This window comes from Citrobacter sp. Res13-Sevr-PEB04-36 (assembly GCF_015672735.1).
GTDB lineage: Bacteria > Pseudomonadota > Gammaproteobacteria > Enterobacterales > Enterobacteriaceae > Citrobacter.
Window position 1 is genome coordinate 67,038 of record NZ_JADABY010000029.1, and the last position, 12,519, is coordinate 79,556.

Annotated in this window: 14 protein-coding genes; 6 read left to right on the forward strand and 8 right to left on the reverse strand. The window is 51.3% G+C overall.

The genetic code is table 11. The annotated features are described in order from the left end of the window. Positions 1-3: 3 nt before the first annotated feature. Genes citG through citC form a run of 6 tightly spaced genes read right to left on the reverse strand, consistent with a single transcriptional unit; the run spans position 4 to position 5,252 of the window. Positions 4-909: a triphosphoribosyl-dephospho-CoA synthase CitG gene (gene citG, locus IMQ48_RS08235; RefSeq protein ID WP_196208643.1), complete on the reverse strand. Its 906-nt coding sequence runs from the start codon at positions 907-909 to the stop codon at positions 4-6. After that, positions 881-1,432 carry a citrate lyase holo-[acyl-carrier protein] synthase gene (gene citX, locus IMQ48_RS08240; protein ID WP_196208644.1) on the reverse strand — a complete coding sequence of 184 codons (552 nt, stop codon included), beginning with the start codon at positions 1,430-1,432 and terminating at the stop codon, positions 881-883. The genes citG and citX overlap by 29 nt, the downstream gene beginning before the upstream one ends. A gap of 3 nt (positions 1,433-1,435) precedes the next feature. Continuing rightward, entirely contained in the window at positions 1,436-2,968 is a 1,533-nt protein-coding gene (gene citF / locus IMQ48_RS08245) for a citrate lyase subunit alpha (protein WP_196208645.1), read from the reverse strand. A 9-nt stretch (positions 2,969-2,977) separates the two neighbouring features. Beyond that, positions 2,978-3,886: an aldolase/citrate lyase family protein gene (locus IMQ48_RS08250; RefSeq protein ID WP_115259109.1), complete on the reverse strand. Its 909-nt coding sequence runs from the start codon at positions 3,884-3,886 to the stop codon at positions 2,978-2,980. Beyond that, entirely contained in the window at positions 3,883-4,179 is a 297-nt protein-coding gene (gene citD / locus IMQ48_RS08255; RefSeq protein ID WP_196208646.1) for a citrate lyase acyl carrier protein, read from the reverse strand. The genes IMQ48_RS08250 and citD overlap by 4 nt, the downstream gene beginning before the upstream one ends. Continuing rightward, positions 4,176-5,252 (reverse strand): [citrate (pro-3S)-lyase] ligase, encoded by a 1,077-nt coding sequence (gene citC / locus IMQ48_RS08260; RefSeq protein ID WP_196208647.1) that lies wholly within the window; start codon positions 5,250-5,252, stop codon positions 4,176-4,178. Before citC ends, citD begins: the two co-directional genes overlap by 4 nt. A 389-nt stretch (positions 5,253-5,641) precedes the next feature. On the opposite strand from citC, the gene dpiB reads away from it, so the two are divergent. Next, complete coding sequence (gene dpiB / locus IMQ48_RS08265) at positions 5,642-7,303, forward strand: sensor histidine kinase DpiB (RefSeq protein WP_196208648.1); 1,662 nt, start codon at positions 5,642-5,644, stop codon at positions 7,301-7,303. Then, positions 7,272-7,952, forward strand: coding sequence for a two-component response regulator DpiA (dpiA, locus tag IMQ48_RS08270; protein WP_096757908.1), 681 nt, complete (start codon positions 7,272-7,274; stop codon positions 7,950-7,952). Before dpiB ends, dpiA begins: the two co-directional genes overlap by 32 nt. A gap of 116 nt (positions 7,953-8,068) precedes the next feature. On the opposite strand, the gene dcuC is transcribed toward dpiA, so the two are convergent. Next, a complete protein-coding gene (dcuC, locus tag IMQ48_RS08275) occupies positions 8,069-9,451 on the reverse strand; it encodes an anaerobic C4-dicarboxylate transporter DcuC (protein WP_096757907.1) in 1,383 nt (460 codons plus the stop codon). A 462-nt stretch (positions 9,452-9,913) separates the two neighbouring features. Between dcuC and pagP the strand changes: the two genes are divergently transcribed. Both pagP and cspE read left to right on the forward strand, forming a co-directional pair. Then, positions 9,914-10,477: a lipid IV(A) palmitoyltransferase PagP gene (gene pagP / locus IMQ48_RS08280; protein WP_196208649.1), complete on the forward strand. Its 564-nt coding sequence runs from the start codon at positions 9,914-9,916 to the stop codon at positions 10,475-10,477. 187 nt (positions 10,478-10,664) lie between these two features. Then, positions 10,665-10,874 (forward strand): transcription antiterminator/RNA stability regulator CspE, encoded by a 210-nt coding sequence (gene cspE, locus IMQ48_RS08285; RefSeq protein WP_000034826.1) that lies wholly within the window; start codon positions 10,665-10,667, stop codon positions 10,872-10,874. Positions 10,875-10,925: 51 nt separating this feature from the next. Here cspE and crcB read toward each other — a convergent pair whose 3' ends face one another. Then, positions 10,926-11,309, reverse strand: coding sequence for a fluoride efflux transporter CrcB (crcB, locus tag IMQ48_RS08290; RefSeq protein WP_196208650.1), 384 nt, complete (start codon positions 11,307-11,309; stop codon positions 10,926-10,928). 89 nt (positions 11,310-11,398) lie between these two features. Between crcB and IMQ48_RS08295 the strand changes: the two genes are divergently transcribed. Together IMQ48_RS08295 and tatE are read left to right on the forward strand one after the other, a co-directional pair. Beyond that, entirely contained in the window at positions 11,399-12,187 is a 789-nt protein-coding gene (locus IMQ48_RS08295; RefSeq protein WP_196208651.1) for a deaminated glutathione amidase, read from the forward strand. Positions 12,188-12,315: 128 nt separating this feature from the next. Continuing rightward, on the forward strand, positions 12,316-12,519 hold the full coding sequence (gene tatE / locus IMQ48_RS08300) for a twin-arginine translocase subunit TatE (RefSeq protein WP_135322698.1): 204 nt from the start codon (positions 12,316-12,318) through the stop codon (positions 12,517-12,519).

A 12,519-nucleotide genomic window follows, 5' to 3' on the forward strand; every position in this document is an offset into this window, starting at 1 on the left:
TCTTTAATGGTGATAATGATGAACTTGTGAAATCTGAGCTAAGAACCAGGTGACAATCAGCAGATCGGCGCAGCCTCCAGGACTGAGGTTGCGTTCAATGCACTGTTGGTCGAACTGGCGCAGGTAATCGAGATCGGTGGGGGTGCGAATTCCCCCTTGCTGCAATAATGTGGCGGATTGCTGCTGTAACCAGCGCAAACCTTCAGCGCCACCGCGGGAAGCTACGTTGGTATCGCCGTTGATTGCCATGAGCAGCAGTAAGGTGTCGAGCAATGCCAGTTCAGGATCGCGACCCTGAGCCAGCAACGTGCGGTAGTGCGGTAAAGCGTGGTGGATCACTAACGGATAGCCCGCTTCTGCTTCACCGCGAGCACCGGTTAATCCCAGTTGTTGGTACAGACGTTGGCCAGCCGTGAGTTGTTGATTGTTCTGGCGCAGTTCGCGCTCGGTCAGGCCGCGGCAAAAGGTTGCCGCCGTAGAGCAAATGGTTTCAGGTGTGACGGTCTGGCGGAGCTGGTGCAGGCGACCAATGGCGGCACACAGCAGTCCTAATGAAAAGATACTGCCTTTATGGGTGTTCACCCCGGCAGTGGCGCGAAACATCTCGGCCTCGCAGGCCATCCCCACCGGGCGCAGTCCTTTCAGCACATCTTCAGGTGCCAGTAGCGCACTGAAGGCGCCGTATTCGACAAAGCGTGGCAGCCAGACTTGAATTGCCTCGGCGCTGCGGTGGAAGTCGTCCAGCGCCATGTCTTTGTGTGCGCCGTTGTTAATACGATCCACCAGACCGGGTTTGGGCGACAGGTTGACTTCCGTCAGCATGGCACGCCACGCGAGCGTTGCGTAGGCTTCAGGCAGATCCTGAGGAAGAACGGTGGAATCAGTCGATGTTGCGGGAATCGGCATCATGCAGCAGTTCCTCCATGCGAATAAGTAAGTCGGAAAGCGCGTGGGTTTTACCCCGCGCGCAGTCGGCAGCGCTTTGCTCGCACCGCAGGCAGCGGCGTGCAGGGAGCGCGAAATGACGGCGGGACAGAATTTCCCCTTCCGGGGTCAGGACATCGAGGTCCCATAACCGTCCCAGCGGATGTGAATGCTCAAGCTCAATGGTGGCGAGCTTGAGGTCATGCACCGGAGCCTCAATAGACAACAGACCTTCCGGCCCGCTGGCAGAAACCAGCGCTGTTTGCTCCCTGATAATCCAGCCAGATTTTTCCGCCAGTGTGAGCAGGGCGGTCATGCCGTGATTAAAAATGCGACGCGTTAATTCGCTGTCTTTAATCGGACCCGGTGCAACCACGGTAAAAGAAACCAGTGGCGCATGGTGGCGGGTGAGCCAGGCATGCTGTCGTGCTTGTCTCTCATCGCGGCTGGCGAGCAGCTCGGGAATAGAAACCGCGTGGCAGGTGGCATGTTCAGGGAGCAGGTGCATGGCTTATTCCTTCACCTGATGCACAACGTCAATCACTGAACCGTCGCGGTAACGCACAACGGCAATCACGCGGTCGGTGAATTCGATGGCGCGCGGCTGGCCGGTAAGTTGCTGTGCACGCTCGCGCAGCCATTCGATGGAGACCACTTTCATGCCAGCTTCTTGCAGGCGTTCAGCCAGTTCAGGACGCGCAGGGTTGACGGCGATACCGTGGTCAGTGACCAGAATGTCAACGCTGGAGCCAGGGGTGACGCAGGTCAGGACGTTATCAACCAGCGTCGGGATGCGACCGCGAACTAATGGGGCGACGATGATCGACAGCGCAGCACCGACGGCGGTATCGCAGTGGCCACCGGATGCGCCGCGCAGCACGCCATCGGAGCCGGTCAGTACGTTGACGTTGAAGTGGGTATCCACTTCCAGCGCGCTCAGCACCACGACGTCCAGACGGTCAACCGATGCGCCTTTTGAGCCCCAGTTAGCGTACTGGTTGGCACTGATCTCAATGTGGTTAGGGTTGCGGGCCAGGGATTTCGCAGCAGCGCTGTCGAAACTCTGTACGTCCAGCAGTTTGCGGATTAAGCCTTTTTCATGCAGGTCAACGATGGTGGCAGTGATGCCGCCCAGTGCGAAGTCGGCGCGAATGTCACGGCTGCGCATTTTGTCTTCCAGGAAGCGGGTCACAGCCAGCGAAGCGCCACCGGTACCGGTCTGCAATGAGAAGCCTTCGTTAAAGTAGCCGGAGTTTGCAATCACCTCTGCCGCGCTGCGGGCGATCAGCAGTTCACGCGGGTTGGTCGTCATGCGGGTTGCATCTGCACCGATCTTGTCGGCATCGCCGACCTGTTCGATCTGCACGATCAGATCTACCTGATCCTGGGTGATGCTGGCCGGATTATGCGGATAGCTCAGCAGTTGTTCGGTCAGCAGGACTACCTGTTTGGCATTTTCAGCATCGACGCGGGCGTAGCCGAGTGAGCCACAGCACGCTTTACCTGTGTAGCCGTTGGCGTTACCAAACTGATCGCAGGACGGCACGCCGAGGAAAGCAACGTCAATATTTAACTCGCCGCTTTGTACCAGGTGTACGCGACCGCCGTGAGAGTGGACCTGCACAGGCTCAGCCAGTAAGCCGCGGGAGATCTCTTCTGCCAGTGGACCACGCAGGCCGGACGTGTAAATACGGCTGACGACGCCCTGGCGAATGTGTTCCACCAGTGGAGCGTGACAGTCGCTCAGGGAGCTGGATGCCAGAGTCAGGTTTTTAAAGCCCATGGCGGCAATGGCATCCATTACCAGGTTAATGGTCAGATCGCCACCGCGGAAAGCGTGGTGGAAAGAGATGGTCATTCCATCCTGTAAACCTGAACGGCGAATCGCGTCTTCCAGGTTGGCGCACAGTTTTTTGTCGCGGGGTTTCTGCGCCTGTAATTCTACTTTTGCGCTGCTCTGGAAAGCGGAAAGGTTGCTTTCAGCATGACGGCTCCAGGTCGCCACGCGATCCTGGCGTTGAGACTGTTCGATTTTCTGCGTCATTTTTTTGCCTTATTCTTCGCGAATGCCGGAAAGTTCTGCACGGGAGATAACCAGAAGGGCGCGCTCGATAACCGGGCTGTCGACCATCTTGCCGTTCAGGGAGACAACGCCACGGCCTTCGCGAGCGGCGGCTTCAGCGGCTTCTACAACCAGGCGGGCGTGCGCCAGCTCTTTGCGCGTTGGCGCGTACAGGTTGTGCAGGAGGTCGATCTGGCGTGGGTTGATGAGTGATTTACCATCAAAGCCCAATTGCTTGATGTGTGCGGCTTCGTGCAGGAAACCGGCTTCGTTGTTGGCGTCAGAATAAACGGTATCGAATGCCTGGATGCCCGCAGAGCGTGCAGCCTGCAAAATAGAGCAACGGGCGAACAGCAGTTCGGTGCCTTCCGGCGAACGCTCGGTGCGCAGGTTACGCACGTAATCTTCGGCACCCAGTGCAATACCGATCAGACGCTCAGAGGCGTGAGCGATTTCAACGGCGCGGGTGATGCCCAACGGTGATTCAATAGCGGCCAGCAGACCGGTGCTGCCGGGTTCGCGGCCGCAGGCGTTTTCGATACGCAGAATTTCGCTTTCGATGTCGATAACATCCTGCGCGGTATCGGTTTTGGGTAAACGCACGATGTCAGCGCCACCGCGAACGACCGCTTCGAGGTCATTGATACCCCATTCAGAGTCGAGGGCGTTTACGCGGACAATGGTTTCAACGTCGTGATACAGCGGATGCTGCAGCGCGTGGTACACCAGACGACGCGCGGTGTCTTTCTCACGCAGTGCAACGGAGTCTTCAAGGTCGAACATCAGCGCATCTGCCGGGTAGATAAACGAGTTGCTGATCATTGCGGCATTGGCGCCCGGTACGAACAACATACTGCGGCGTGTGCGGGATTTACGTTGTTGCAAAGATTCAGAAATCACTGGCAATCCTCCCATGGCAGTGCCGGAATGCCGCTGGCACGGGCCAGTAATGCTTCCAGTCGCGCACGTAAAATGCAGTCCAGTGCGCCTTTATCATCAACATTTAATTGCACGCCGCGTACGTTGTAGCGGGACAGAACGTCGAGGATGGTGGCGCGAATGGCATCACCAAACTGTTTTTCAACGCTACTGTTAACCTGCAGGTCGATATCCTGCGTATCGAGTGGGGCGATGCGAATCATCACATCACCTGACTCGAGAGTGCCTGCGACGGCTGCCTGCTTTATTTTCATTTTTCACCTGTTGCTAATGCGGGGGTATTTTGGCGGACTACCGCACCCGATGAGGCTCGTTCAACCATGCTTTGCAGATACTGCAGCGTGGCGTCAGGGACCAGGGATGCGATAGCCGTGAGATCTTTTTTAACCAGCAGCTTGCGCACCCAGGAGGCAGAAATCGGCATCTCCTGGAAGCACAGCCGCTCAATTTCCACCAGTTCAATCGGTGGGGCGGGGAGCGTTGGGGTCTCCAGCCAGTAGCGCATGTCGTTGTTGTACTGGGAGGTGACGGTGCAATACGGTTCGGTACCGACGAAGCGGTGCGTGACGCCGAGTGCCGGGGCCAGATACTGACGGAAGATTTTCAGGTCTATTTCGGTGTAACAATGATTAATGACGCTCTGCTCTTTAATGAAGTAGCACGGGAACGTGGCGCGGGAAATAATGTATTCCGATCCGCGATGCACGGTTAAATGCGGAATGTCTTTTGTTCCCTTAAGCACCAGATCCAGCCGGTCTTCATACGGGAAGCGTGAGGTATCTTCTTTCACCAGAAACAGGTGCAGCCAGTCGCACTGTGCCGCTGCCTGTTGGATCAGAAAACGATGACCGTTGGTAAAGGGATTGGCGTTCATGACAATACAGCCAATTTTTTTCCCTTCACGACGCTGTTTTGTCAGTGATTCAGCGTAACGTTTCAGACGTGTGGTGCTGTTTTCCATCAGCACCATAATGCCCGGAACACTGGTCAGCGTTGAGAAACCACACTGCTTAAACAGCGCTTCGTATTCGGTTTTTGTATAAATGAAGAGATGCGTGCAGTGACGCTCGTACGCGAGATTGATGAGCTCAGTAGCCAGCGTCAGCGCTAAGCCTTCGCCGCGCACGGTTTCGCTGATTGCGACACACTTAATGATGTTCCCGGCAATGCCACCGCAGGCAATCAGGTGGTCATCACGGGTGACGGTGATAAATACTTCAACGGTCGTATCCACGCTCAAATCATTCTCTTTCAGAAATTGAGCGATAGCCGCCATCTTTTTATTTTCTGAGCGTTTAACGTGCGAGAATATATTATTACCGAACATAGTAAACAGTGTCCTGATGGTATATTTGTTACTGGCTTTTAGATTTTGTTGCCAGGCTTAGCAACCTGATAACGTTTTGTTTGCAAGTGAAGGGAAGGTTTTTTTATTACGGAGTATTTCTTTTTTTCCCTACTGCATACATCGTAAGGGGTATTTTAGAGGTAAATTTTGATTTATTTCACAATAAGTTAGAAGGTTTTAATGTGTTTTATGGTTTTAAGTTTTTTAATTAACTTAACCCTGAAATAAGGTGTGGTTTTAATTTGTTTAATTGATTTAAGGTGGGGAATCTGTAACGATCCTATTTTATGCCGTGACTTGTAAATAGAACATTTCCATTACAAATACAAAGAAAAATAAGTTTCGGTTAACGTCGGTGAGGAAAGTTTATGTCACAACATAAAAATAAAACACGGTTTTCTTTTTTTCGCCGACTGGCGTTTCCATTGCGTATTTTCCTGCTGATCCTGGTAGTTTCCGTTTTTATCATCGCCGCGTTGGCAAAATACTTCACTGCCAGTTTTGAAGACTATCTGACGACACATGTCCGTGATATGGCGATGAACCAGGCTAAAATCATTGCCTCCAACGACAGTATCATCACGGCGGTGAAGCATCGAGATTACAAGCGCCTGGCGACCATTGCCGACAAGCTTCAGAGTGGAACTGATTTCGATTATGTGGTGATCGGTGACGAGAACTCTATTCGCCTCTACCACCCGAATCCGCAAAAAATTGGCTATCCTATGCAGTTTACCAAGCCCGGCGCGTTGGCAAACGGGGAAAGCTACTTCATTACCGGTAAAGGATCTATCGGGTTGGCGATGCGTGCTAAAACGCCCATTTTTGATGATGATGGCAAAATTATTGGCGTTGTCTCGATAGGCTATCTGATCAGTAAAATCGACAGCTGGCGATCGGATTTCTTACTGCCGATGGCAGGGGTGTTTCTGCTGCTGCTGTTATTACTGATGCTGCTCTCCTGGTTTTTTGCCGCCCATATTCGTCGCCAGATGCTGGGAATGGAACCCAAACAAATTGCCCGCGTGGTGCGCCAGCAGGATGCGCTGTTTAGTTCGGTCTATGAAGGCTTGATTGCCGTTGACCTGGACGGTTGCATTACTGCTATCAATCGCAGTGCACGAAAAATGCTGGGGCTACCATCACCAGGGCGGCAGTGGTTGGGAAAACCGATTGATGAGGTCGTTAACCCGTCGGACTTTTTTACGCAGCAGATTGCAGAGCAACGTCAGGATGCGATGGTTAATTTTAACGGGCTGAGCGTTATCGCCAACCGTGAGGCTATCCGTTCCGGCGACGAATTACTCGGGGCGATCATCAGTTTTCGTAGCAAAGATGAAATAGCCACCCTCAATGCCCAGCTTACACAAATCAAACAATATGTTGAGAGCCTGAGAACGCTGCGTCATGAACATCTGAACTGGATGTCGACCATTAATGGTCTGCTGCAAATGAAAGAGTACGATCGCGTGCTAGAGATGGTGCAGGGGGAATCCCAGGCTCAGCAGCAGCTGATTGATGACCTGCGCGGTGCCTTTGCCGATCGCCAGGTTGCCGGTCTGCTGTTTGGTAAAGTCCAGCGTGCGCGGGAATTGGGGCTCAAAATGACGATTGTCCCCGGAAGTCAACTTCGTCAACTTCCTGAAGGGCTGGATAGCACAGAGTTTGCAGCAATTGTTGGCAATCTGCTTGATAATGCATTTGAAGCCAGCTTACGTACCCAGCAAGGCAATAAGGTCGTTGAACTGTTTCTGAGTGATGAAGGGGATGAGGTCATCATTGAAGTCGCCGACCAAGGGTGCGGCGTACCGGATGCGTTACGTGAAAAAATATTTGAACAGGGTGTGAGTACCCGTACCGATGAACCAGGCGAACATGGCATCGGTTTGTATCTGATTGCAAGTTATGTGAGGCGCTGTGATGGGGTTATTACACTTGAAGATAACTCCCCTTGCGGCACTTTATTTTCTCTATTTCTTCCGAAAGTGAAAAAAAACGATGACGGAACCATTAACGCTATTGATCGTTGAGGATGAAACGCTACTGGCGGAAATGCATGCTGAGTATATCCGCCATATACCCGGTTTCAGCCAGATATGGCTGGCGGGTAATCTTGAGCAGGCGCGGATGATGATTGCGCGTTTTAAGCCCGGGCTGATTCTTCTGGATAACTATTTACCGGACGGTAAGGGCATTACCCTGTTACATGAACTGACCCAGGCTCGCTACCCTGGCGGCGTGGTGTTTACCACCGCTGCCAGCGACATGGATACGGTGTCTGAGGCTGTACGCGGCGGTGCATTTGATTATCTCGTCAAACCAATTGCTTACGAGCGACTGGGGCAGACGCTGACGCGCTATCAGCAGCGCAGGCGTATGCTGGCGGGTAACGATAGCGCCAGCCAAAAGCAAATTGATGAGATGTTTAACGCTTACGCGCGTGGTGAACCGAAAGGAGATTTGCCAACGGGTATTGATGCGCTCACGCTGAATGCGGTGCTGAAATTATTCGCCGATCCGACCGTGCATCATACTGCAGAAACCATCGCACAGGCGTTGACCATCAGCCGCACGACATCCAGGCGCTACCTGGAATACTGCGCCAGCCGCCATTTGATTATTGCCGAGATTATTCACGGGAAGGTTGGGCGGCCGCAGCGTATTTACCACGGCGGCTAAATGCGGATTTCTGACGTAGGCCGGATAAGATGCTTTAGTATCGACATCCGGCAACGTGCGGTTGCAATGCCGGATGGCGGCGTAACCGCCTGATCCGGCCTACATTTTGTTCGCTATCACCCCCCAATTACGGCGGTTGTAGCGGGCACCATCACTTCCGTGGCGATAATCACAATCAGCAGTCCGACCATTACCGGCACAGAAGTTCGCTTGACTACCTCAAACGGTGAAATCTTCGCCATACCCGCAACGGCGACTACCACGCCGGAGACCGGGGAGATAGTACGCCCCAGGTTCGATGCTTGCAGCATAGGGATGGAGAGGTAAGCCGGGTTAATACCAGAGGAGTGCGCCAGTTTCGGGATCATCTCAACAAAGGCATAGAATGGCGCATTACCGGAACCGGTGGTCATCGCGGCCAGCATGGTCAGAATAACCAGCACCAGCATCAGAATAATGCTCGCAGAGCCAAACGAGGTGGCGATCGAAATCAGGCTCTGAATAAAGCCGATTGTGCTCAGACCCTGGGCGAAAACCCCGGCGGCAACTAACAGCATGACTACGTTAGCAAAGGCGTCTGCCATGCCGCGGTAGGCCACTTCCAGACCCGAGAATACCTTCTGGGTATTGAACCCACGGACAAACTCCAGCACCGCGGCGATAAGCATGCACAGCACCAGAATGGTAATGATGTGCAGTTGCGGCCCCCATTTACCATCAAAAATGAGAACCCCGACAATCGGGGTAAACGGCAGGATGGCGTAAAACGACGGGGCGGTAGTGGTGATTTCGGCCACGTCTAACATTTCGTGAGAAACGTTCTCTTTTTTGTCCAGGTAACGTTGCCAGAAAAAGTGAGCAATCGCCATGCCGATAATGGCGGCAATTGAAATCGGCAGTGTGGTTTTAAACGCGAAGTCGATCAGCGGCATTTCTGCGGCTTTGGCGGCGAGAACCACATCACCCGACGTGGGGGAAAGAATAATTGCGGCGGGTGAGGCGCAAATTGCCGCTGCAGCACCGCGACTGATACCCACGTTAACCATGACTGGAAAGAGGGTTGCCATTAGCAGTACGCCCAGCCCCGTCGCTGAAGAGACCGCCAGTGACATCAGGCAGGCGACAAAGTAGGCGGCAATCATTAACACATAGGGTGAGTTGATATATTGCAGTGGTTTGGAGGCCAGTTTAACGACCATGTCGTTTGCGCCAATGTGCGTCATGTAGGCGGCAAAACCACACAGCATCATGATCATCATGCCGAGATCGCCACCGCGGCTCATCAGCAAAATTTTAATGTATTCAACGATATCTGTTGCCGTGTAGCCAGTACTTTCGGCACTACCAGGTAGAACTTTATGACCCATCAGGGCGCTGATAATCAGTAAAACCAAGCCACCGACAAATAGTACGCCGGTCGCGGAATAACCTTTAATGATGTAGCGTGCTACACCTACAATAACCATAACTCCGATAAGGAGTTCTATAAATGTCAACATTATTTCCCCTGTCACATTGACGCCCAGAAAGTAAAAAAACTAAAAAAAGCATAAAACGGTGAGAGAATGTGCCTAATAAACAGATAACTCTTGCTGATTGAAATCAATAAAAATACGGATTAAACCAATGGCTGAGCCATTTTTTCAACATAGCGGATGAACAGGGAATGCTGCAATAAAAAAGTGTGAAGTAATCTGTTGTTGTATGGTTTTTGATATCCAGTTGATCTTATTTTGTTTGTTTATTGTTAATTAATTTCACATCTGCGGATAAAAAGAGCAAGTTATTGATATTAAGAAAACAATAGCCGCATTTGATAAGACTTATGAAATATAAGGAAAATGATCTCCGCACCATATGCAGGGAATAATCTGATTTTTATCGTTAAACATTTTCGTTAAGTTAACATTAAAGATGACTTTGCTACAATTAATGCAGAACCCCAGAATGGTAATTACGTTGTGATTGTCGCGAAGCGCTATTTCCTGTTTATTTCATTTCTTTTTATTCAGTTGGCTGTTATTCCACAGGCCACTGCTGAAGATAAAGGCTGGTTTGCTACCTTTAAACAAAACGTCAGCGAAACCTGGCAGCTGCCGGAGCATTATGACCTGTATGTGCCCGCCATTACCTGGCATGCGCGATTTGCCTACGATAAAGATAAAACAGATCGTTACAATGAACGTCCCTGGGGAGCGGGATTTGGTCAGTCCCGTTGGGATGATAAAGGCAACTGGCACGGGCTTTATATTATGGCCTTTAAGGATTCCTACAATAAGTGGGAGCCCATCGGAGGATATGGCTGGGAAAAAACCTGGCGCCCGCTGGCCGATGATAACTTCCACGCTGGTCTGGGCTTTACCGCTGGTTTCACCGCGCGTGATAACTGGAACTACATTCCTGTACCGGTGATACTGCCACTGGCATCGATAGGTTATGGTCCGGCAACATTTCAGATGACCTACATACCCGGTACGTATAATAACGGGAATGTCTATTTTGCCTGGATGCGTTTCCAGTTTTGATGAACGACATGGATTGTTATACGGATAACTTAAAATCAATAAAAACAATGTGTTGTAATGATTGTGGCAAAAATAACGCGACATTTATCACTTTTTGGCAAAGTTCGACTGGACAAAGTCCACCACAATTGTTGTACTGATACCCGACACAGCATTTGTGTCTATTTTTCATGTAAAGGTAATTTTGATGTCTAAGATTAAAGGTAACGTTAAGTGGTTTAATGAGTCCAAAGGATTCGGTTTCATTACTCCGGAAGATGGCAGCAAAGATGTGTTCGTACACTTCTCTGCAATCCAGACCAATGGTTTTAAAACTCTGGCTGAAGGTCAGCGTGTAGAGTTCGAAATCACTAACGGTGCCAAAGGCCCTTCTGCTGCAAACGTAACCGCTCTGTAAGCATACGACAGCAAGAATTCAAAACCCGCTTAATTGCGGGTTTTTTTATATTCAGTGCGCCGAAGAGGCGGAAACCAACCAGAATGCCAGGGCGGTCATTGCGAAAGACCCCAACAGATTGATCAGTACGTTCACCATTGCCCAGCCAAAACGCCCATCTTGCAGTAAAAACACCACCTCTGCTGAGAAGGTTGAGAAGGTGGTCAGCCCCCCGCAAAAACCTGTCGTAATCAATACTTTCCACATAGGGTCAATGTGGGTCATACGATTAAACCAGGCGAGTCCCAGACCAATGATAAACGCGCCAATTAGGTTTGCAGCCAGCGTGCCGAAGGGAATAGCTTGATGAAGTGGGTTAAATCGCATGCTCAACAGCCATCTGGCTACGCTACCTGTACCGCCGCCAATAAAAACCGCTAAAAGGAGTTGTGACACTGCATAATCCTGCTATTTGGTTGTATATAGTGTGAGTGTAACGCCGAATAATCATCATTGGCGAGCCTAACGGTTTTTCAGGAGGGAATATGTTCGTTGCAGCAGGGCAATTTGCCGTGGGTCCCTCATGGGAGAAAAACGCTGAAACCTGTGTGTCATTGATGTCGCAGGCCGCAGGCGAGGGTGTCGCATTGTTGGTATTGCCTGAAGCGTTGCTGGCCCGTGACGATCTTGACCCCGAGCTGTCAGTGAAATCAGCTCAATTGCTGGAAGGGGGATTTCTGACGCGGTTACTGCGAGAAAGCGCACAGAATGACATGACAACCATCCTGACAATTCATGTTCCCTCACTGCCGGGACGGGCGTTTAACATGCTGGTGGCGCTACGAGGCGGAAAGGTTGTTGCTCATTACGCTAAATTACATCTCTACGATGCTTTTTCAATTCAGGAGTCGCGTAATGTTGATGCAGGGGACGCCGTGGCGCCGCTGTTGGACGTGGAAGGCCTTAAGGTAGGGTTGATGACCTGTTATGATTTACGCTTCCCTGAGCTGGCGTTAGCGCATGCTTTGCAGGGGGCGGAAATTCTGGTGCTCCCGGCAGCCTGGGTACGTGGCGCACTAAAAGAACATCATTGGGCTACGCTGCTGGCGGCAAGGGCTCTGGATGCAACCTGTTATTTGATTGCTGCTGGCGAGTGCGGTAATAAGAATATCGGTCAAAGCCGGGTAATTGATCCGTTTGGGGTGACGATTGCCGCTGCCGCAGAAACGCCTGCACTGATCGTCACTGAGATTTCTACTGAACGGGTAAGGCAAGTCAGGGCGCAGCTTCCGGTGTTACGTAACCGACGATTTGCGCCACCGCAATTATTATGACGTTTTTTTAAACAAGACTTGATTCACCTTGTTACAGATTGCTATTGTGTGCCCGCGTCGAAAGGCCGTTAAAATTCTCAGGTTAATATGGCGCGTTATGCAGCCTGGTTTAAGTGAAGAAGGTATCTATGGGTGAGATTAGTATTACCAAACTGCTGGTGGTTGCCGCACTGGTCGTTCTACTGTTTGGTACCAAGAAGTTACGTACACTGGGTGGAGACCTGGGAACGGCAATTAAAGGCTTCAAGAAAGCGATGAACGATGAAAATGCCGAAGCAAAGAAAGATGCTGATGGTAGCGTTCAGGCTGAAAAGCTTTCTCATAAAGAGTAA